The 21,230-nt window shown below is 72.0% G+C and carries 15 protein-coding genes; 9 read left to right on the top strand and 6 right to left on the bottom strand.

Annotated features, from left to right (window positions below; all coding sequences use genetic code 11):
* Window positions 1–126 precede the first annotated feature (126 nt).
* Together OIB37_RS16050 and OIB37_RS16045 are read right to left on the bottom strand one after the other, a co-directional pair.
* The gene (locus OIB37_RS16050; protein ID WP_330461865.1) at window positions 127–1,707 is read right to left on the bottom strand and encodes a sodium/solute symporter; all 1,581 of its coding nucleotides are present in this window, start codon (window positions 1,705–1,707) and stop codon (window positions 127–129) included.
* 146 nt (window positions 1,708–1,853) lie between these two features.
* Window positions 1,854–2,324, bottom strand: coding sequence for a DUF485 domain-containing protein (locus tag OIB37_RS16045; RefSeq protein ID WP_330458280.1), 471 nt, complete (start codon window positions 2,322–2,324; stop codon window positions 1,854–1,856).
* A gap of 599 nt (window positions 2,325–2,923) precedes the next feature.
* Here OIB37_RS16045 and OIB37_RS16040 point away from each other — a divergent pair.
* Together OIB37_RS16040 and OIB37_RS16035 are read left to right on the top strand one after the other, a co-directional pair.
* Entirely contained in the window at window positions 2,924–3,712 is a 789-nt protein-coding gene (locus OIB37_RS16040; protein WP_330458279.1) for an ABC transporter ATP-binding protein, read from the top strand.
* Window positions 3,709–6,273, top strand: coding sequence for an ABC transporter permease (locus tag OIB37_RS16035; protein WP_330458278.1), 2,565 nt, complete (start codon window positions 3,709–3,711; stop codon window positions 6,271–6,273). The genes OIB37_RS16040 and OIB37_RS16035 overlap by 4 nt, the downstream gene beginning before the upstream one ends.
* A gap of 79 nt (window positions 6,274–6,352) precedes the next feature.
* Here the strand turns inward: OIB37_RS16035 and OIB37_RS16030 are convergent, their stop codons facing one another.
* Both OIB37_RS16030 and OIB37_RS16025 read right to left on the bottom strand, forming a co-directional pair.
* Window positions 6,353–6,727 (bottom strand): type II toxin-antitoxin system VapC family toxin, encoded by a 375-nt coding sequence (locus tag OIB37_RS16030; RefSeq protein WP_330458277.1) that lies wholly within the window; start codon window positions 6,725–6,727, stop codon window positions 6,353–6,355.
* A 7-nt stretch (window positions 6,728–6,734) separates the two neighbouring features.
* Complete coding sequence (locus tag OIB37_RS16025) at window positions 6,735–6,986, bottom strand: type II toxin-antitoxin system Phd/YefM family antitoxin (protein ID WP_330458276.1); 252 nt, start codon at window positions 6,984–6,986, stop codon at window positions 6,735–6,737.
* A gap of 187 nt (window positions 6,987–7,173) precedes the next feature.
* Between OIB37_RS16025 and mfd the strand changes: the two genes are divergently transcribed.
* Window positions 7,174–10,707, top strand: a complete 3,534-nt coding sequence (gene mfd / locus OIB37_RS16020) for a transcription-repair coupling factor (RefSeq protein ID WP_330458275.1) — start codon at window positions 7,174–7,176, stop codon at window positions 10,705–10,707.
* 242 nt (window positions 10,708–10,949) lie between these two features.
* Window positions 10,950–11,669 carry an HNH endonuclease family protein gene (locus OIB37_RS16015; protein ID WP_330458274.1) on the top strand — a complete coding sequence of 240 codons (720 nt, stop codon included), beginning with the start codon at window positions 10,950–10,952 and terminating at the stop codon, window positions 11,667–11,669.
* Between the two features lie 150 nt (window positions 11,670–11,819).
* On the opposite strand, the gene OIB37_RS16010 is transcribed toward OIB37_RS16015, so the two are convergent.
* Entirely contained in the window at window positions 11,820–12,533 is a 714-nt protein-coding gene (locus OIB37_RS16010) for a hypothetical protein (RefSeq protein ID WP_330458273.1), read from the bottom strand.
* A gap of 227 nt (window positions 12,534–12,760) precedes the next feature.
* Entirely contained in the window at window positions 12,761–13,441 is a 681-nt protein-coding gene (locus tag OIB37_RS16005) for a hypothetical protein (protein ID WP_330458272.1), read from the bottom strand.
* Between the two features lie 188 nt (window positions 13,442–13,629).
* Here OIB37_RS16005 and OIB37_RS16000 point away from each other — a divergent pair, with 188 nt between their 5' ends.
* From OIB37_RS16000 to OIB37_RS15980, 5 genes are all read left to right on the top strand, one after another.
* Window positions 13,630–15,768: an N-6 DNA methylase gene (locus OIB37_RS16000; RefSeq protein WP_330458271.1), complete on the top strand. Its 2,139-nt coding sequence runs from the start codon at window positions 13,630–13,632 to the stop codon at window positions 15,766–15,768.
* Between the two features lie 149 nt (window positions 15,769–15,917).
* Complete coding sequence (locus OIB37_RS15995; protein ID WP_330458270.1) at window positions 15,918–16,589, top strand: hypothetical protein; 672 nt, start codon at window positions 15,918–15,920, stop codon at window positions 16,587–16,589.
* Window positions 16,590–16,627: 38 nt separating this feature from the next.
* Window positions 16,628–18,121: a serine/threonine-protein kinase gene (locus OIB37_RS15990; RefSeq protein WP_330461864.1), complete on the top strand. Its 1,494-nt coding sequence runs from the start codon at window positions 16,628–16,630 to the stop codon at window positions 18,119–18,121.
* Window positions 18,122–18,252: 131 nt separating this feature from the next.
* Complete coding sequence (locus tag OIB37_RS15985) at window positions 18,253–19,206, top strand: hypothetical protein (RefSeq protein ID WP_330458269.1); 954 nt, start codon at window positions 18,253–18,255, stop codon at window positions 19,204–19,206.
* Window positions 19,203–21,068: an insulinase family protein gene (locus OIB37_RS15980; protein ID WP_330458268.1), complete on the top strand. Its 1,866-nt coding sequence runs from the start codon at window positions 19,203–19,205 to the stop codon at window positions 21,066–21,068. Before OIB37_RS15985 ends, OIB37_RS15980 begins: the two co-directional genes overlap by 4 nt.
* Window positions 21,069–21,230 lie beyond the last annotated feature (162 nt).

Below are 21,230 nucleotides of genomic sequence, written 5' to 3'. Positions count from 1 at the left end.
CGTGCTGCCGCTTCCTTGCCATGGCCCGCGTGCCGTCGCGTCCTTGCCATGGCCCGCGTGCCGCCGCGTGCCGTCGCGTCCGCGTCTCGTCCCGCGCCCTCCCGCCGTCTGCGCCCTCCCGCGTCCTCACCTCCCCCTGCGTACCGCCCCCGCCAGGATCCAGCCCTCCACCGCCTCGTACTGGCGCCGCTGTTCCTCCGCCTTGCGGCGGCCCGAGGCGACGGTGCCGAGCCAGCCGAAGAGGAAGCCGGCCGGGATGGAGACGATGCCGGTGGTGGTGAACGGGAACCAGTTGAAGTCGGCCTGCGGGAAGGCCGCGATGGGCGAGCCGGAGACGAGGTTGGTGCCCGGCATGAGCAGCAGCACGGTCAGCGAGCCGCCGAGGAGCGTGGCCATCAGCCCGCTGCGGGTGTAGCGGCGCCAGAAGAGGCCGTAGACCAGGGCGGGTGCGAGGGCGGAGGCGCCCACGCAGAAGGAGAAGGTCACCAGGGGCTGCAGGCTGTGGTGCTGGACGAGGGTGGCCAGCAGGATCGTCGGCGCGCCGACGGCGAGCGCCGACAGGCGGGCCAGGGCCATCTCACGACGGGCCGGCATCTCCCGGACGCGGGCGGCGAAGACGTCGTGGGCCAGGGAGTTGGCGCAGGCGAGGATCATGCCGGCGACCGACGCGAGCATGGTCAGGAAGATCGCCGTGGTGACCAGGGTGAACAGGAAGGTCTCCGCCGTGGACACGTCGGCGCCGAAGGCCGCGCGTGAGCCGAGCAGATAGGCGGTGTTGCCCTGCGGGTCGGCGGCCGCGACCGCCGGGCGGCCGAGCAGGGCCGTGGCACCGAACCCGATCACCGCGATGACCAGCACGAACAGGGCCACGATCGACACCGCCCAGGACATCGAGCGGCGTACCTGGCGGGCGCTGGAGGCGGTGTACATGCGCATGGTGACGTGGGGCAGGCAGGCGCCGCCGAGGACGACGGTCAGCTCCGAGGCGATCATGTCCAGGCGGGGGTACCGGCCGCCGCCGAACTGGAGCCCGGAGTGCAGGAAGGCCGGTCCGGCCCCGCTGTGCTGCGCCGCCGCGGTGAAGAGGGCGCCCGGGTCCCAGTCGAAGCGGTGCAGGATCAGAACGGCGATCACACCGCCCGAGCCGAAGAGCATCACGATCTTCAGGATCTGGATGAGCGCGGTGCCCTTCATGCCGCCGATCGCCGCGTAACTGATCATCAGCGCGCCGAGGCCCACGACGCAGCCGGTCTTCAGCGACTCGTTGGAGAAGCCGAGGACGAACGCCATCAGCTGCCCGGTGCCGGCGAGCTGGACCAGCATCAGCGGCAGCAGCGCGGCGATCGTCACCACGCAGGCCGCGATCCGTACGGCGCGGCCCGGGAGCCGGCGGGCCAGCGCGTCGCCCATGGTGAACCGGCCGGCGTTGCGCAGTGGTTCGGCGAGCAGGAACATCAGCAGCATCAGCGACAGGGTGGTGCTGAGGGCGAGGACGAGCCCGTCGTAGCCGCACAGGGCGACCACGCCGCCCGTGCCGAGGACGGTGGCCGCGGAGATGTAGTCGCCGGCGATGGCCAGGCCGTTGCGCAGCGGGGACAGGGAGCCGTATCCGGTGTAGAACTCGTCGAGGTCGTCGCGGTCGGGGCCGGTCATCACGCACAGCAGCAGGGTGAGCGTGGCGACGGTGGAGAAGGCGACCAGCGACATCGCCTGGGCCGAGCCACTGAACCCGCTGAAGCCGGTGAGACCGGCGGGGCCGGACGGGTCGGGGGAGCCCGGAGAGCCGGGGGCGCCCGGGGGAACGGCGCCCGGGACGGTGTCGCCGACGAGTGCCGCGAGCGTGGTGAGAGCGGTCATCGGCCCGCTCCTCGCCGTGCGTTCACTTCAGCCTCCTTGCGGATGCGGTCCGCGAGCGGGTCGACGTGGCGGCGCGCGGTGTGCTCGTACAGGGCGATCGCCAGCCAGGTGACGGGGAGTTGGATCAGGGCCAGCAGCAGGCCGGCGGGGATGTGGTCGGCGACCGTGACCGTCATGACGTGCGGGGCGAACGCGGACAGGACGAGGAACAGCGTGAAGTAGCCGAGCGCGGTGAGCGTGGCGGTGCGCCGCTGCCAGCGGTAGGCACGGCGCAGCACGCGCAGGTCGCTGTGGCGTCCGAGGGGTTCGCGGGGCGTCTGGGGCATGCCGCGGGGCGGCTGCCGGGGCGGTGGCTGCCAGGGGTAGGTGACCTGGGACGGCGGGAACAGTGGGGACTGCGGAGACAGGGGAGACCGCGGGGGCAGTGGGGACTGCGGGTGCGGCGGGTCGTAGGGGTCGTAGGACATCCCGGTGCTCCTTGCGCGGCTCGGGTCCATGGCGGTGGACCGCAGGGAGGTGGGGGGGTTGGTGGAGAGCGGAGTCACGCACGCTACTCGTGGGTTTTGTGTGGCGCGGCGTTTTCGCCGAAGTGAACAGCAGGTACGCGCTTACTGCGGCGAAACCCTCGTCTGCCGCGGAGTTGACCCTGACGCGGCGTGAGGGTGGACGCTCGGGGTGTCGGCGACCCTGAGACCTGGTCCACCCGGTGGTGGCGCACCCCTAGGGGTATCTCCGTGTCAGGGCTCGGGGAGGGTTCGTCCCCGCGGAGGACGAGAGGGGCCCGAGGGCGTCCTTAACCTGGCTTTACGCCGCTGAGGGGCGGCTGACCGAACCGGCGGTGGTGGGGTTTACCCCACCGAGGGACGGGGCCTCGCACCAGCGCGCGGCACCCCCCTCTCCCGCCAGACTCGTCGACGTACCCGGACGAACGGGCGCCGGGCCGCCGGACGTCTCGGCAGATCCGCCTCACGGCACACGCCACACACGCCACACGACGTACCGCGCACGCCACGCGCCGTACGGCGTACGACACATGCCATACGGCATACGACATAGGAGACATACCGTGACATCGGCTGTGACCATTCCCAGGCACGGGGGCACTGGAGGGCCTACGGCCGTTGCCGCGCGGGCGCGGCAGGTCGTGAAGGCCTACGGGGCCGGAGAGACCCGTGTCGTCGCCCTTGACCATGTCGACGTGGACATCCACCGCGGCCAGTTCACCGCGATCATGGGCCCCTCGGGGTCCGGCAAGTCCACCCTGATGCACTGTCTCGCCGGCCTCGACACGGTGACGAGCGGCCGGATCCACCTGGACGAGACCGAGATCACCGGCCTGAAGGACAAGAAGCTCACCCAACTGCGCCGGGACCGGATCGGCTTCATCTTCCAGGCGTTCAACCTGCTGCCGACGCTGAACGCGATCGAGAACATCACGCTGCCCATGGACATCGCCGGCCGCAAGCCGGACAAGGCGTGGCTGGACCAGGTCGTGGAGACCGTCGGGCTCGCCGGCCGGCTCAGGCACCGGCCCGCCCAGCTCTCCGGCGGTCAGCAGCAGCGCGTCGCGGTCGCCCGCGCGCTCGCCGCCCGCCCGGAGATCATCTTCGGTGACGAGCCGACCGGAAACCTCGACTCCCGCGCGGGCGCGGAGGTTCTAGGCTTCCTGCGCCGCTCGGTCGACGACCTGGGCCAGACCATCGTGATGGTCACCCACGACCCCGTCGCCGCCTCCTACGCCGACCGCGTGCTCTACCTCGCCGACGGCCGCATCGTGGACGAGATGCTCCGGCCGACCGCCGACCAGGTCCTCGACCGCATGAAGGCCTTTGATGCCCGGGGACGCACCTCATGACCGTCATGAAGACCTCGATGCGCAACTTCTTCGCGCACAAGGGCCGCATGGCGCTCTCGGCGGTCGCGGTCCTGCTGTCGGTGGCATTTGTCTGCGGCACTCTCGTTTTCACCGACACGATGAACACCACGTTCGACAAGCTCTTCGCGGTCACCGCGTCCGACGTGACCGTGCTGCCGAAGGCGGCGAAGAGCGACGACACCCCGCAGAACGGCAAGCCCGAGTCGGTGCCGGACTCCGTCCTCGCACAGGCCAAGCGGGTGGAAGGCGTCAAGTCCGCCGAAGGCGCGGTCAGTTCGATGAACGTGACCGTCGTGAACGGCGACAACGAGAACATGGGCTCCACGACGGGCGCCCCGACCATCGCCGGCAACTGGACGCACAACGACCTGCGTTCCATGGAGATCACCTCCGGCCACGCCCCGCGCGGGCCGGCCGAGGTGATGGTCGACGCCGACACCGTCGGCAAGCACCACCTGAAGATGGGCGACGAACTGCGCACCATCGCCGTCACGGGTGACTTCAAGGCCAGGATCGTCGGCATCGCCACCTTCAAGGTGACCAACCCCGGTGCCGCCGTCGTCTACTTCGACACCGCCACCGCCCAGCGCGAACTCCTCGGCGCCACCGACCGGTTCACGCAGCTCAACGTCACCGCCGCGCCCGGCGTCTCCGACGCGCGCCTCAAGCGGAACGTCTCCACCGCGCTCGACGGGTCCTACAAGATCCAGACGCGGAAGGAGAACGCCGACGAGAACCGCGAGGGCGTCGGCGAGTTCATGAACGTCATCAGGTACGCCATGCTCGGCTTCGCCGGGATCGCGTTCCTGGTCGGCATCTTCCTGATCATCAACACCTTCTCGATGCTGGTCGCCCAGCGCACCCGCGAGATCGGCCTGATGCGCGCCATCGGCTCCTCCCGCAAGCAGGTCAACCGCTCAGTACTGGTCGAGGCGCTGCTGCTCGGCGTCATCGGCTCGGTCCTCGGCGTCGCCGCGGGCGTCGGCCTCGCGGTCGGCATGATGAAGCTCATGGCGTCCATGGGCATGGACCTCTCCACCCGCGACCTGACCGTCAAGACGGCCACCCCGGTCATCGGCATGATCCTCGGCGTCGTCGTCACCGTCCTCGCCGCCTACCTGCCGGCCCGGCGCGCCGGCAAGGTCTCCCCGATGGCCGCGCTGCGCGACGCGGGCACCCCGGCCGACGGCCGGGCCGGACTCGTCCGCGCACTGATCGGCCTGGTGCTGACCGGCGCCGGAGCGTTCGCGCTCTACCTGGCGGGCAGCGCCGACAAGGCGAGCGACGGTTCGCCGGCACTCGGCGCGGGCGTCGTCCTCACCCTGATCGGCTTCGTGATCGTCGGCCCGCTGCTGGCCGGCGGTGTGGTCCGGGTGATCAGCGCGGTCCTGCTGCGGATGTTCGGCCCGGTCGGCCGGCTCGCCGAGCGCAACGCGCTGCGCAACCCGCGCCGCACCGGCGCCACCGGCGCGGCCCTGATGATCGGCCTGGCCCTGGTCGCCTGCCTCTCCGTGGTCGGCTCCTCCATGGTGGCCTCGGCGACCGACGAGCTGGACAGGTCGGTCGGCGCGGACTTCATCGTCCAGGGGCAGCAGCGGATCGTCCCGCAGGCCGAGAAGGCCATGGAGCAGACCCCGGGCCTCGACCACGTCACCCGCTACAAGGACCTCGCGGCGAAGATGACCTCGCCGGACGGCAAGGTCGACGCCTACGAGATCACCGCGGCCGACCCGACCTACGCCCAGGACCTGCGGCGCGAGACGACCGCCGGTGAGCTGTCGGCGGCGTACGGCAAGGACGCCATGTCGGTCGGCTCGGACTACGCCAAGAAGCACCACGTGCGGGTCGGCGACACCCTGAGCGTCGCCTTCGACGGCGGCTCCACGGCCAAGCTCAAGATCGCGGCCATCACGGACGACGACGTCGCCATCGACCAGGGCGCCCGCTACACCAGCATCGCGACGATGAAGAAGTACGTGCCCGCGAGCAAGGTCCCGCCGAACGAGATCATGTTCGCCAAGGCCAAGGAGGGTCAGGAGGAGCAGGCGTACGCGGCCCTGAAGAAGGCCATGGCGCCGTACCCGCAGTACCAGGTGCGCGACCAGACCGACTACAAGCAGGAGCTCAAGGACCAGGTCGGCCAGCTCCTGAACATGGTCTACGGCCTGCTCGGCCTCGCGATCGTGGTGGCGATCCTCGGCGTGGTGAACACTCTGGCGCTCTCGGTCGTCGAGCGGACCCGGGAGATCGGCCTCATGCGGGCCATCGGCCTCTCCCGCCGCCAGCTGCGCCGCATGATCCGCCTGGAGTCCGTGGTGATCGCCCTCTTCGGAGCCCTGCTCGGTCTCGGCCTCGGCATGGGCTGGGGTGCCACCGCCCAGAAGCTCCTCGCCCTGGAGGGCCTGAAGATCCTGGAGATCCCCTGGCCGACCATCATCGGTGTCTTCGTCGCCTCGGCCTTCGTGGGCCTCTTCGCCGCCCTGATCCCGGCCTTCCGGGCGGGCCGGATGAACGTCCTGAACGCGATCGCGACGGATTAGCGGGCGCGCGCCACGGGGAGGGGTGCGGTGCCGGAGAGCCTTGGGGACTCGCCGGCACCGGGCCCTTTCTTCTGCCGTGTCAGGCGGGCAGGACCCGGACGTCGTACTTCGGGATCCAGGTGTCGCGGGTGATGATCGTGAGGTCTTCGAGCTGGGCCTGGGCCACGAGGATGCGGTCGAAGGGGTCGCGGTGGTGCCAGGGCAGACGGCCGGTGCGCACACCGTGATCGGCGGTGATCGGGAGATGTCTGAACTGCAGGTCGCGCGCGCGTTCGGCCAGTTCCGGAGGGCCTGGCAGCTTGCCCAGTGACTGCTTGAGCGCGATCTCCCAGGGGGTCACCGCACTGACGTAGACCTCGGGCTCGGTGCGAAGCAGTTCCTTGAGCTCGCCGGACAACTCCGGCGACGCGTCCATCCACCAGAGCACGGCGTGGGTGTCGAGCAGATAGGCCATCGGGCCGTCACCGCATCCCGAACGCGTCTGCGACGTCGTCGGGCAGTTCGTCGAAGTCGTCCGGGACGTGGACCTGGCCCCGGAGTGCCCCGTAGTCCGTGCGGCTGACCTTGGCCCGCAGCGGCACCACCTTCGCCACCGGCTCACCCGCCCTGCTGATGATGACCTCTTCCCCTGTCTCCACCAGTTGCAGTATCCGGGAGAAGTGGGTCTTGGCCTCGTGGACGTTGTACCGCCGCTGGGTGTGCTGCGTGTCCATGAAGGTCTCCCGGCTGAGTGGACCAGGGGCCGGACTAGGCCCGCCTCCACGGTAGCCGCCGTCCCCCGCCCGGGCCAGCGCATTCACTCCACCAGGTGACGCGCTCCCCGGCGACGTACCCTGGAACCCCCGGCCCGCCACGCGTGTCGGGCGGTTCGCGTTGCCCACCCCGGACGGGAAGCCCTACATGAGCCTGCACGGTCTGCTCGATGCCGTCGTCGAGGACGCTGCTCTCGCGGAAGCGATCACGGCGGCCACGGACGGCAACCGCATGCATGTCGACCTGGTCGGACCCCCGGCGGCCCGCCCCCTGGCGATCGCCGCCCTGGCCCGCGACTCCGCCCGTACGGTCCTCGCGGTCACCGCGACGGGCCGCGAGGCCGAGGACCTCGCGGCGGCCCTGCGCTCGCTGCTGCCCTCCGAGGGTGTCGTGGAGTACCCCTCCTGGGAGACCCTCCCGCACGAACGCCTCAGCCCGCGCAGCGACACCGTCGGCCGCCGCCTCGCCGTCCTGCGCCGCCTGGCCCACCCCCGCCCCGACGACCCCGACACCGGCCCGGTCTCCGTGGTCGTGGCCCCCATCCGTTCCGTGCTCCAGCCCCAGGTCAAGGGCCTCGGCGACCTGGAACCGGTGTCCTTGAGGACCGGCCAGACCGCCGACCTGAACGAGATCGTGGAAGCCCTCGCGGCCGCCGCCTACGCGCGCGTGGAGCTGGTGGAGAAGCGCGGCGAGTTCGCCGTGCGCGGCGGCATCCTGGACGTGTTCCCGCCCACCGAGGAACACCCCCTGCGCATCGAGTTCTGGGGCGACGACGTCGAGGAGATCCGCTACTTCAAGGTCGCCGACCAGCGCTCCCTCGAAGTCGCCGAGCACGGCCTGTGGGCGGCGCCCTGCCGCGAACTGCTGCTCACCGACGACGTCCGCGAACGCGCGCGCGTCCTCGCCGAACAGCACCCCGAACTGGGCGAACTGCTCGGCAGGATCGCCGAGGGCATCGCCGTCGAGGGCATGGAGTCCCTGGCCCCGGTGCTGGTGGACGACATGGAACTGCTGCTGGACGTGCTGCCCAAGGGCGCCATGACCGTCGTGTGCGACCCCGAGCGGGTGCGCACGCGCGCGTCGGACCTCGTGGCCACCTCGCAGGAGTTCCTCCAGGCGTCCTGGGCGGCCACCGCGGGCGGCGGCGAAGCCCCCATCGACGTCGGCGCCGCCTCCCTGTGGTCCATCGCCGACGTCCGCGACCGCGCGCGCGAGCTGGACATGATGTGGTGGTCCGTCTCGCCGTTCGCCGCCGACGAGGAGCTCGACGCCGACACGCTGAAGCTCGGCATGCACGCCACCGAGATGTACCGGGGCGACACCGCCAGAGCCCTCGCCGACACCAAGGGCTGGCTCGCCGAGGGCTGGCGCACCGTCTACGTCACCGAGGGCCACGGCCCGGCGGCCCGCACCACCGAGGTCCTCGGCAGCGAGGGCATCGCGGCCCGCCTGGACGCCGACCTCGGCGAACTGAGCCCGTCGCTGGTGCACGTCTCCTGCGGCTCGATCGACTACGGCTTCATCGACCCCGGCCTCAAGCTCGCCGTCCTCACCGAGACCGACCTGTCCGGCCAGAAGGCCGCCGGCCGCGACGGCGCCCGCATGCCGGCCCGCCGCCGCAAGACCATCGACCCGCTCACCCTGGAACAGGGCGACTACATCGTCCACGAACAGCACGGCGTGGGCCGCTACATCGAGATGGTGCAGCGCACCGTCCAGGGCGCCACCCGCGAGTACCTGGTCGTGGAGTACGCCCCCGCCAAGCGCGGCCAGCCCGGCGACCGCCTGTACATCCCCACCGACCAGCTGGAGCAGATCACCAAGTACGTCGGCGGCGAGTCCCCCACCCTGCACCGCCTCGGCGGCGCGGACTGGACGAAGACCAAGGCGCGCGCGAAGAAGGCCGTCAAGGAGATCGCCGCCGACCTGATCAAGCTCTACAGCGCCCGTATGGCCGCTCCCGGCCACACCTTCGGCGCCGACACCCCCTGGCAGCGCGAGCTGGAGGACGCGTTCCCCTACGCGGAGACCCCCGACCAGCTCACCACCATCGCCGAGGTCAAGGAGGACATGGAGAAGTCCGTCCCCATGGACCGCCTGATCTGCGGCGACGTCGGCTACGGCAAGACCGAGATCGCGGTGCGCGCCGCCTTCAAGGCCGTACAGGACGGCAAGCAGGTCGCCGTCCTGGTGCCCACCACCCTGCTGGTGCAGCAGCACTTCGGCACGTTCTCCGAGCGGTACTCGCAGTTCCCGGTGAACGTGCGGGCCCTGTCCCGCTTCCAGACCGACACCGAGGCGAAGGCCGTCCTGGAGGGGCTGAAGGAGGGATCGGTGGACGTCGTCATCGGCACCCACCGCCTGTTCTCCTCCGAGACCAAGTTCAAGGACCTGGGCCTGGTCATCGTCGACGAGGAGCAGCGCTTCGGCGTGGAGCACAAGGAGCAGCTGAAGAAGCTCCGCGCCAACGTCGACGTGCTGACCATGTCGGCCACCCCGATCCCGCGCACCCTGGAGATGGCGGTCACCGGCATCCGCGAGATGTCCACGATCACCACCCCGCCGGAGGAGCGCCACCCGGTCCTGACCTTCGTCGGACCGTACGAGGAGAAGCAGATCGGCGCGGCCATCCGCCGCGAACTGCTGCGCGAGGGCCAGGTCTTCTACATCCACAACCGCGTCGAGTCCATCGACCGCGCGGCCGCCCGGCTGCGCGAGATCGTCCCCGAGGCGCGCATCGCCACCGCCCACGGCCAGATGTCGGAGCAGGCGCTCGAGCAGGTCGTCGTGGACTTCTGGGAGAACAAGTTCGACGTCCTGGTGTCGACGACGATCGTCGAGTCCGGCATCGACATCTCCAACGCCAACACGCTGATCGTCGAACGAGGCGACACCTTCGGCCTCTCCCAGCTGCACCAGCTGCGCGGACGCGTCGGCCGAAGCCGCGAGCGCGGCTACGCCTACTTCCTCTACCCGCCGGAGAAGCCGCTCACGGAGACCGCGCACGAGCGGCTCGCGACCATCGCCCAGCACACCGAGATGGGTGCGGGCATGTACGTCGCCATGAAGGACCTGGAGATCCGAGGCGCGGGCAACCTGCTCGGCGGCGAGCAGTCCGGCCACATCGCGGGTGTCGGCTTCGACCTGTACATCCGCATGGTCGGCGAGGCCGTCGCCGACTACCGGCGTCAGCTGGAGACCGGTGAGATCGAGGAGGAGGCGCCGCTCGAGGTCAAGATCGAGCTGCCCGTCGACGCGCACGTCCCGCACGACTACGCCCCCGGCGAGCGGCTGCGCCTGCAGGCCTACCGGTCCATCGCCTCCGCCAACTCCGAGGAGGACGTCAAGGCCGTCCGCGAGGAGCTCACCGACCGCTACGGCAAGCTGCCCGAGCCGGTGGAGAACCTGCTGCTGGTGGCCGGGCTGCGGATGCTCGCGCGCGCGTGCGGCGTCGGCGAGATCGTCCTCCAGGGCACCAACATCCGCTTCGCGCCGGTGGAGTTGCGCGAGTCCCAGGAGCTGCGCCTCAAGCGCCTCTACCCGGGCACGGTCATCAAGCCGGCCGCGCACCAGGTGCTGGTCCCGCGCCCGAAGACGGCCAAGATCGGCGGCAAGCCGCTGGTCGGACGGGAACTGCTGGGCTGGGTCGGGGAGTTCCTGGCATCGATCCTGGGGTCGTGAGGCCGTAGACCGCGGGTCGTACGGCACCGGGGAGCGGGGCGCACGAGGGCACCCGTTCCGCTCCCCCCCCGTACGGCGCCACATGCCCCCATGCGCCCACGGATTGCCCCCGTATGCCCCTTTAGGCACTGTCTGCTGGAAGCGGTACGGCCGTTACGGTGGAAGGCGGAACGATCCGCCCCGCATCTGCGGGTGGGCCAAGACGGACCAGGGCGGACCAGGGTGAGCGAGGGGGGACGCACGTGGCGCGTCTGAGGGGCGGGGCGGTCATCGCGCTGGCCGTACTGATGGCCGTGGCCGGCTGCAAGGCCGATGATCACGCCAAGGGGGCCTCCGGGCCCGGCGGGCAGGGGGGCGGGGGAGCCGCTCTGACCGCCGCCGACTCGCTGCCCGTCAAGGGGCGCGCCCCGAAGACGGGTTACTCCCGGACGAGGTTCGGCACCGCCTGGGCCGACACCGACTCCAACTCCTGCGACACCCGCGACGACATCCTCAAGCGCGACCTGAAGTCGGTGAAGTTCACCGGCGGCACCTGCAAGGTCACCTACGGGCTGCTGGATCCGGACCCCTACTCCGGCAAGGACGTCACCTACCGGCGTGGCCGCAGCCTGGTCGACATCGACCACGTCGTGGCCCTGTCCGACGCCTGGCAGAAGGGCGCCAAGTACTGGGACCCCAGCAAGCGCATAGCGCTGGCCAACGATCCCCTCAACCTGCTCGCGGTCGACGCGAGCACCAACCGCGGCAAGGGGGACGGCGACACGGCCACCTGGGTGCCGCCGAACAAGACCTATCGCTGCGACTACGTCGCCGCGCAGGTCGCCGTGAAGAAGAAGTACGGCCTGTGGGTCACCTCGGGGGAGAAGGCCGCGATGAAGAAGGTCCTCGCCGCCTGCCCGGGCCAGAAGCTGCCGTCCGGGGGCAACCCGACCGAGGCGCCGGCGCGTTTCCACGCGCGCTGAGCCGCGGGCGAGGAGAAGGCCGGCGGGAGGCCAGGAGGAGGCCAGGAGGAGGCCGGGCGAAGGCCGGGGAAGGCCGGGGAAGGCCGGGAGGAAGCCAGGAGGAGGCCTGAAGAAGGGGCCGACAGGTGGTCCACCCGTCGGCCCCGGTGATCAGGACTTGGCGGCCTTGGCCTTCAGCGCGTCCACGATGTGGGTGACCACCGTGCCGGCGGTGGCGGCACCGTCGTCGTTGCCGGCCGAGGACAGCACCGTGACGACCGAGTTGCCCACGCGGGCGGCCACCAGGGTGGAACCGTTCTCGAAGCGGGGGCTGGTGAGCCGAATGGTGTAGGCCTCGTCACCGAGTCCGGGCGCGGCGTGGCCGACGAGCTTGACCTCGGCGTGGGCGTCGGTGTCCGTGAACGTGGGGCACGCGGCGGCGGCTTCCCGTACGTACTTCATCACCGACTTCGCGGTCGTTCCCTGGAACGCGTCGATCTCCTCGGCGATCTCCTCGGTCTGGGCCTTGTTCACGTAGTCGCCCTGCGCGAACGAAACGCCGCCCTTGAAGCCGCTCACGCTCAGCCAGGCGTTGCTCTCGAAGTCGGAGCACTTCGGCTTCCCCGTGCTCCGGGCGGACGGGTCCATGAACTGGCTGCCGCTGTCGGGGGAACCGCCCGCGACGGGGGCGAGGTAGGACGGGACGACCGACGCCGGCGCCAGGGCCTTCTTCAGCTGGGTGCCCGTCAGCAGGCCGGCGTTGGGGTCCTTGGCCTTGGCCTTCGTGGTCGTGGCCGTGGCGTCCGTGCCGGTGGAGCAGGCGGCGAGGGCCAGGGGGAGCGCCGCGACGGCGAACACCTGGACGAGGCGGGACGAAAGACGCATGGGAATTCCTCGGTGGAGTTGATCAAAGATGAACTGTGGTGCTGCGAGAGCCGGTTCGTCCGGGTCCGAGGGGGCCTCGGGCGGTGGGCGGGGCCGGCGGGAGCGGCGCGGCGCGGGACGTTTCCAGGAGTCCCGCGCCGACGGTGCGGCGCGTGCGGGTGGAGCGGGTCACGCGGGGTGGTGCGGGGCGGTGCGGTTCGTGCGGGTGGTGCGGGACGGAGGCCTGGTCAGGCGGTCTTCTTCCAGTTCCCGCAGCCGGTCGTCTTGAAGTAGGCGTCCGTGGAGCGGATGGTGACGACGGCGTTCCCGGTCACGTTGTTGTTCGCGATGATCGAGTCGAGTCCGTGCTCGGCGTCCTTGGTGCGCTCCCAGTAGCAGGAGTCGTCGGCGTTCCCGGTCGACTTGTAGGTGCCCGGCGCGATGTCCGTGCCGACCTTGAACATGCCCCCGTTGCCGGCCATGGACGAGGCGGGCGTGCCCTTCGCCTTCGGGTCGACGGTTTCCCAGTCCTTGCAGCCGGTGGACTTGAAGAGCTTGTCGGTGGCCTTGATGGTCACGTAACTGGCGCCGCTGACATTGTCGTTGGCGAGCGTGGAGTCCATCTCGCCCGAGGCGTCCTTGTCGCGCTCCCAGTAACACATGTCGTCGGTGTTGCCGGTGGTGCGATAGGTACCGGGCTTGACGTCGGAGCCGACGGTGAATTCACCGTCCCCGTCGAAGGCGGCCTTCTTCTTCTCGGCGGCCTTGGCGCCCCCCGCGGACTTGCCGCCGCCGGACTTGCGGTCGGCGGTGGCCGAAGTGTCCTTGCCGCCACCGTCCTTGCCGTCGCTGCCGGCGTTCGCCGACACGACACCGATGACCACGAAGCCCGCGACAGCGCCCAGCGCGATCTTGCCCTTCATGCCCATGACGGGCTCCCTCCCGATGCGGCGACCGCCCCCTCGGCTGGCCGCTCGTTCGCTGGGTCAATAACAGCAGAGCTTGTGAACCGAGTCAACACGGTTCACGTAACTCGGTCTGTACACGCACGTGAATGCATGGATGCTGTGTACGTCGGTATGCTCGATGCACACACGGGACGAGGGGAGCGGGGCCGGTGCAGGACAACGCGACAGAGGTGACCGCCGCCGGTATCGCGCGGCTCGCCGGAGTGGGCCGGGCCGCCGTGAGCAACTGGCGCCGCAGGCACGCCGATTTCCCCAAGCCCGTCGGAGGGACGGAGACCAGCCCGTCCTTCGCCCTCGGCGAGGTCGAGGGCTGGCTGCGCAAGCAGGGCAAGCTCGCCGAGGTGCCGCTGCGCGAACGCGTCTGGCAGCAGCTCGCCGGCCATCCCGACGGTCCCGTCACCGCCCTGGTGCACGTCGGCTGCGTCCTGCTGCTCATCCACGAACGCCCCACCGTCTGGCTGGACATCAGCGCGGGCTCCGACGAGCGCCTGACCGCGGCGCTCCCCGGCGCGCTGGAGCAGGTGCTCGGCCCGCGCTTCGGCACGGTGTCCGACGCCCGGACGCCTGGCTCCCGTGCGCCTGACGCTCGTACGCCCGGCACCCGTACACCCGACGCCCAGACGCCCGACGCCGTGAACGCCCCGCCGTCCGCGCGCACCGGTTCCGTGGTGCACACCCCCACCGGCTCCCAACTCCTGCCCTCCGCACCGCTCCTGCGCGGCGCCGCCGAGCTGGCCGCCGAAACCGGGGCACGGCAGGCCTTCGAGTTCCTGCTGGGCCGGCACCTGGACGCCAACCCCCGCCAGTACACGCTCACCCCGGCGGAACTCGCCCGCCTCATGGCCGACCTCGCCGGACCCGCCCGCAGCGTCCTGGACCCGGCCTGCGGCACCGGCGCCCTGCTGCGCGCCGTGGAAAGCCGCCCAGGCCAGGAGCTGTACGCCCAGGACGGCGCCCCCGAACTCGCCGCGCTCACCGCGCTCAGGCTCGCCCTGCACGCCCGCGCGGCCGTGCGCGCCGCCGCCGGCGACACCCTGCGCGCCGACGCCTTCCCGGAGCTGCGCGCCGACGCCGTCCTGTGCCACCCGCCGTTCAACGAACGCAACTGGGGCCACGACGAACTCGCCTACGACCCCCGCTGGGAGTACGGCTTCCCTGCCCGCACCGAGTCCGAGCTGGCCTGGGTGCAGCACGCGCTCGCCCGGCTGGCCGACGGCGGCACCGCCGTGCTGCTCATGCCGCCGGCCGCCGCCTCACGCCGCTCCGGCCGCCGCATCCGCGCCGACCTGCTGCGCCGCGGCGCACTGCGCGCGGTGGTCGCGCTGCCGGTCGGGGCGGCACCGCCGTACAACATCCCGCTCCACCTGTGGGTGCTGCGCCGCCCGGACCGGACGCCTGTTGCGCCCGAGGTGCTGCTCCTGGACACCGGGCGGTTCGCCGGCGAGGCACGCGGCGGCCCGGACTGGCAGGCGGTACGGGACGCCGTCCTGGACGCCTGGCGCGCCTTCGCCCGGGACGGCCGGCTGACCGAGCGGCCGGGGGTGGCGCGTTCCGTGCCGGTCATCGAACTCCTCGACGACGACGTGGACCTGGCCCCCGCCCGCCATCTGCCACCCGCCGCCGAGGCCGACGGCGCCGAACAGCTCACGGCGGTGCGCGAGCGCCTGGGCACGACCCTGCGTCTGACCGCCGACCTCACCCCGCCCCCCGCCGCCCCGGCGCTGCCCGCGCGCTGGCCGCTCACCACCGTCGGTGAACTCGCGCGCGGCGGCGCGCTGGTGATGCGCACCGGCGGAAACGGCGGCCCCGCGCGCGTGCCCGTCCTGACCGACCACGACGTCCTCGCCGGAACAGCGCCCTCGGGGACGCTCCCGGAGAGCGACGAGGAGGCGGTGCTGACCGAGCCGGGCGACATCGTCGTACCGGTGCTCGGCGGCGGTTCGGTGGCGCGGGTGATCGACGCGGAGACGGCGGGTGCCGCCCTCGGGCGCAACCTCGTGCTCCTGCGCCCCGATCCCGCCGCGCTCGACCCCTGGTTCCTCACCGGGTTCCTGCGTGGCACCGCCAACAACCGGCAGGCCAGCAGCTACGCGTCCACCGCCACCCGGCTGGACGTGCGCCGCCTGCAACTGCCCCGGCTGCCGCTGGACGAACAGCGGCGCTACGGCGCCCGGTTCCGCGCCCTGGACGAGTTCGAGCGGGCGCTGCGCCACGCGAGCCGGCTCGGGGAGCAGCTCGTGCGCGGGATGTACGACGGGCTGACGGACGGGACCGTCGCGCCGGACTGACCACGACGCTCGGACAACGGTTCGGTACAACCCGGACCCGTTGTCCGCGCCGGGCCATATGCTCGGAGCGACCATCGTGCGACCGGTGGTGCCCGGTCCGGACACCACCGGGCGTACGAGTACGCCCATTTCAGGGATCAGGAGCAGCCATGCAAGGCCACGGCTACGCACAGCCGGTGAAGCAGCCGCCGCACACCGCGTGGCTGGTCATCCTGCGTGTGCTGCTCGTGGCGGTGAGCGTCGGCACCATCGGGACCCTGGCCGCGGTGACGCTCCTGCGGCTGGCGGCCGTCACGCGCAAGCCGCTCGACTGGTGCCTGTTCGCCATATCGCTGGTGGCCGGCATCGCAGGCTTCGTGCTGGTGGGCTCCGAACCCGGTGAGGACGAGCTCCACACCCCGGGCGGTTACCTGGGCGGCTCTCTGCTGCTGGGCAACCTGGCCTGCGCGTCCGTCTACTACCTGGTGGCGGAGATCAGCCACTTCCACATGCGGCGCCGGGCCTACCGGGCGCAGCACGGTGCCGGGGCGTACGGCTACCCGGGCCCCGTGACCCCGTTCACCGCGACGACCGTGCAGAGCGCGCCGGCCGGGCCCGCGGGCTTCGCCGCTCCGGTCGCCCCGCTCCTTCCGTCGCCTCCGCCGCCGGCGGTACCGAGCACGCCCCACACACCGCTGAGCACGCCCCACACACCGCCGCCCATGCCGCACACGCCACCGCCGCAGCGCCCCGCCCCCGCCCGGATCGACCAGGTACGCGCCGAACTCGACGAACTCAGCGACTACCTGCGCAAGCACGACGACCACGAGGGCGGTAGGTGACCGTGACGCAGGGACGTGTCGTCGCCGGCCGGTACGAACTGTCCACGCTCATCGGACAGGGCGGCATGGGTCAGGTGTGGACGGCCTACGACCAGCGGCTCGACCGGCGTGTGGCCGTGAAGCTGCTGCGCCCGGACAAGGTGGCCGGGCAGGAGGCGGACGAGCTGCGCCGCCGCTTCGTGCGTGAGTGCCGGGTGACCGCGCAGGTCGACCACCCCGGCCTGGTCACCGTGCACGACGCCGGCAGTGAGGGCGAGGAGCTGTTCCTCGTCATGCAGTACGTCGACGGCGCCGACCTCTCCGACCACCTCGCCGAGCACGACCCGTACCCGTGGCAGTGGGCGGTCGCGGTGGCCGCGCAGCTGTGCGCCGTGCTGAGCGCGGTGCACGCCGTGCCGATCGTGCACCGCGACCTCAAGCCGCGCAACGTGATGGTGAAGCAGGACGGCACGGTCACCGTCCTCGACCTGGGTGTCGCCTCGGTCATGGACACCGACACCACCCGCCTCACCCACACCGGCTCCCCCATCGGCTCGCCCGCCTACATGGCGCCCGAGCAGGCGATGGGCGGCGCGGTCGGCCCGTACACCGACCTGTACGCGCTCGGCGTGCTGATACACGAACTGCTCAGCGGTGACGTGCCGTTCGTCGGCTCCACCGCCCTCGGCGTGCTGCACCGGCACCTGTACGAACCCCCGCTGCCGGTGCGCCGGATCCGCCCCGAGGTGCCCGAGGCGCTGGAGACGCTGGTCCTGCGCCTGCTCGCCAAGGACCCGCAAGCCCGCCCCGCCTCCGCGCAGGAGGTGTACGAGCACCTGGCGCTGCTCCTGCCCCCGCGCGGCACGCCCACCGGAGCGCCGCTGGACCCCACTCGCCCCTTCCTGCGCCCGCACGCCCCGTGGCCGGACCGCGCGCGCACGCCCGCGCCCCAGCCCGCCCCGGCCGCCCCCACCCCTCCGGCGGCCGGGAAGCCGGACGTCGCCGCCGCCGTCGACGAGGTCAAGCGCCTGCTCGGGGAGGGCCGCATCACCCAGGCCGTGGACATCCTCGGCGCGATCCTGCCCGCCGCCGCCGAACAGCACGGCGAGCACTCCCCGGTCGTCCGCACCCTGCGCAAGCAGTACGCGGCCACCCTCATGGACGACGGCCAGTACCGGCGCGCCCTGCCCGAACTGCGCCGCCTCGCCGACGAACGCGCCACCGAGGGCGGCCAGTCCGACCCCCAGTCCCTGCGCTTCCGCTACGAGGCCGCCCAGTGCCTGGAGCAGCTCGGCGAACCGACCGCGGCGCTCGCCGAGTACCGCGCGCTGCTGCCGTACTACGAGAACCAGTACGTCTCCGGCGACCCCCAGCTCGCCCTCGACCTGCGCCGCCGCATCGGCCACCTGCTGCTCGCCCTCGGCGACCGCCCGGCCGCCCACGACACGCTCGTCCGGTTGCTGATGGACGTGGAACGCGTCCAGGGCCCCGGTGACCCGCTGGCGGTGGAGATCCGCCGGACCCTGCAGTGGCTGGGACAGGTGCGGGGCTGACACACCCGCCGCCCCTGCGGGCAGACCTCCGGCGCACACAAGACTCCCGGAGGACGGCGATGGTTGTACGGGATCGTTCCGGAAGATCCCGATGAACGGCGCTGTCACTGGTCTGGCCTAGTATCCGCCGCATGTCGTTCGCTTCCGGTTCCGCGCTGCCGCCACCCGACTTCGAGGTCGCCTCCGTCTTCCCCGAGGCCGCGTGGCTTCGGCAGGCCGCCGCCGCACGTGACTGGGCGTCGATCCGTCAGTACGTCGACGGCCTGCCGCGCGAGGTCAGTCGCAGCTTCGCCGTCGGGGTGCTGGACGCGGTGCCCGGCATCGAGGGGTGGATGCGCGAGATCCTCGCCGCCACACCCGACGACGTGCTCGCGCTCACCGTCCTCGGCGCCCGCGAAGTGGTCATCGGCTGGGAGATCCGGACCTCGGCGTCCGCGAAGGACGTCAGCCGCGAGCAGTTCGCCGGGCTCCACGCGCACCTGCGCCAGGCCGAGCAGCGGCTCATCCGGGCCACCGCGCTCGACCCGTCGTCCGACGCGGCCTGGGCCGAGCGGCTCACCACGGCGAAGGGGCTGGAGCTCGGGCAGAACGAGGCGCGGCGGCGCTACGACCGGCTGGCCGCGCATCACCCGCACCACTTCAACGGACAGGGACGGCTGTTGCAGCAGCTGTGCCCCAAGTGGGGCGGGAGCTGGGAAGCGGCCCACGGGTTCGCCCGGGAATGCCTGCTCAACTCCCCCGAGGGGGCGGTGAACGGCGCGATGGTGGCCGAGGTCCACATGGAACACCGGCTCGCCCTGCGCGGACAGGAACGCGACGCCTACCTGCGTCAGGCGCACGTGCACGCCGAACTCGCCGAGGCCGCCGAGAGGTCCGTGCTCCACCCGCACTTCCGGCGCGACTACGGCTGGGTCATCGCGCAGAGCGCCTTCGCGGCGATGTTCTCCCTCGTGGGCGACCTGGCCCGGGCCGCCGCCTGCTTCCGCGCGCTCGGCCCCTTCGCCTCCAAGTACCCGTGGAGCTACCTGGGCGACCCCGCCGCGGCGTTCGTCAAGCACCGCGACGCCGCCCTCGCGAAGGGGTGAGCGCCGACGCACCCGGCCGGCACGAGCCCGGCCGCGCGCCCGCACCGTACAAGTCCGTCCGCGCGCCCGCACGCTACGAGCCGGGCCGCCCACCCGAACCGCACCCGCAGAACGTCGAACCCGCCGAACAGAGGCCGGAGATGAACCCCCAGGCTGCCATCCACTCGACCCAGGTCGACGGCATACCCACCCTCTTCGCGTACGCCCCCGGACCGATGCGCGCCGGGCTCGTCTTCCGCGTCGGAGTCGCCGACGAGACGCTGTCCCGGGCCGGGATCACCCACCTCGTCGAGCACCTCGCCCTGCACCGCCAGGGCCTGGCCGACTACCACTTCAACGGCGAGACCAAGGCCGCGTTCACGCACTTCTACATGGAAGGCGCGGAACACGAGGTCGTCGCCTACCTCCAGGGTGTCTGCGCCTCCCTGTGCGACCTGCCCATGGAGCGCCTGGAGACCGAGAAGGAGATCCTGCGCACCGAGGAGGCCCGGCGCGGCTCGGCCCAGCTCCCGCTGTGGCGCTACGGCGCCCAGGGGTACGGCCTGGTCAGCTACCCGGAGTGGGGTGTGCGGAACCTGCGCCCCGAGGACGTGCGGCACTGGGCGCAGACCTGGTTCACGCAGGGCAACGCCGTGCTGTGGGTCGCGGGCGAGCGGATGCCGGCCGGACTGTCGCTGAAACTGCCCGCCGGCGGACGCCACCCCATGCCGGCCGTCACCTCCGCGCTCCCGGAGACCCCGGCCTGCTTCTCCGACGGCAAGGGCGGTGTCCTGCTCGACGCCGTCGTCGCCGACACCGCGGCCGCCCGGCTGTACGCGGGCGTCCTGGAGCGCGAACTGTCCCGCTCCCTGCGCCAGGAGGGCGGCTACTCCTACACGGCGGCCACCGACCACACCGCCCGCCGCGACGGCATGGCCGTCGTGACGGCGTTCGCCGACGCCCTCCCCGACAAGCAGGACGCGGTGCTCGGCGGCTTCGTCGACGTCCTCGCCGGGCTCCAGGCCGGCCGGATCGGGCAGCCGGACCTGGAGGCGGTGCGCAGCCGCCTCGACTCCGCCCTGGCCGCGCCCGACGCGGCCGCGAAGCGGCTGCCCGGGAGCGCGGAGGACCTCCTCGCCGGACGCCCGGTCAGCAGCCCGGACGAGCTGCGGGCCGAGCTGCGGACGGTGACCCCGGAGCAGGTGCACGCGGTGGCGCGGGAGGCCGCCGCGACGGCCCTGATGCAGGTGCCGGCCGGGCACAGCGCCGACTGGGCCGGATACGCCGCGGCCCCCACGGAGTCGTCGTACGTGGTGACCGGGCGCAAGTTCCGCTCGGCGCGCGAGCGCGGCGCGGCGCTGGTGGTCGGCGCCGACGGCGTCAGCGTGACGGCGCAGGAGCCGGACGGCACCGAGCACGCGGCGACCGTTGCCTACCGCGCCTGTGCCGCCATGCTGTGCTGGCCCGACGGCGGGCGGCGGCTCATCGGGACCGACGGCCTGATCGTCGAGGTCGAGCCGGGCCTGTACGACATCGACGCGCACACGCTGGCCACCATCGACGCCGCCGTGCCGCCGCACGCCCTGGTGTGGCTGCCGCCCCGGCAGCAGCCGCCGAAGAAGCCGGTGTCCTCGGCGGCCCCGGAGGCCGCCGGCGCCCGCACTCCCGCGCGGCGGACGGTCATGCAGTCCATCGGGCTGGTCGTGCTGAGCGTCCTCGCCGTCCTCTTCGGCCTCCCGGCACTCGCCGTCACGGTGTTCGAGGCCAAGGACCCGGAGCTCGGCGTGGCCGGGTGGGCCGTCCTCTCGCTCTTCCTGTGGGGCGTCACCGGGCTGCTGGTGTGGCCCGCCGTGCGCATCAGCCGCACCACACGGCGGAGGTGACGGTTCTCCCGTCCCCGTCCCCGTACCCGTCCCCGTCCCCGTACCCGTCCTGGTCCCCGTACCCGTCCCGGTCCCCGTCCAGGGGTGTCATCGGTTACGGTGCACAAGCCTCGGGCGGCCCAAGTCCCGCGCGCACGCGCACGTTTCACGAAGCGTGCCGCC

Source organism: Streptomyces sp. NBC_00820, assembly GCF_036347055.1.
In the GTDB taxonomy this organism is placed as follows: domain Bacteria; phylum Actinomycetota; class Actinomycetes; order Streptomycetales; family Streptomycetaceae; genus Streptomyces.
The sequence above is the reverse complement of the archived record's forward strand: the minus strand, read 5'-3'. Positions and strand labels throughout refer to the sequence as shown.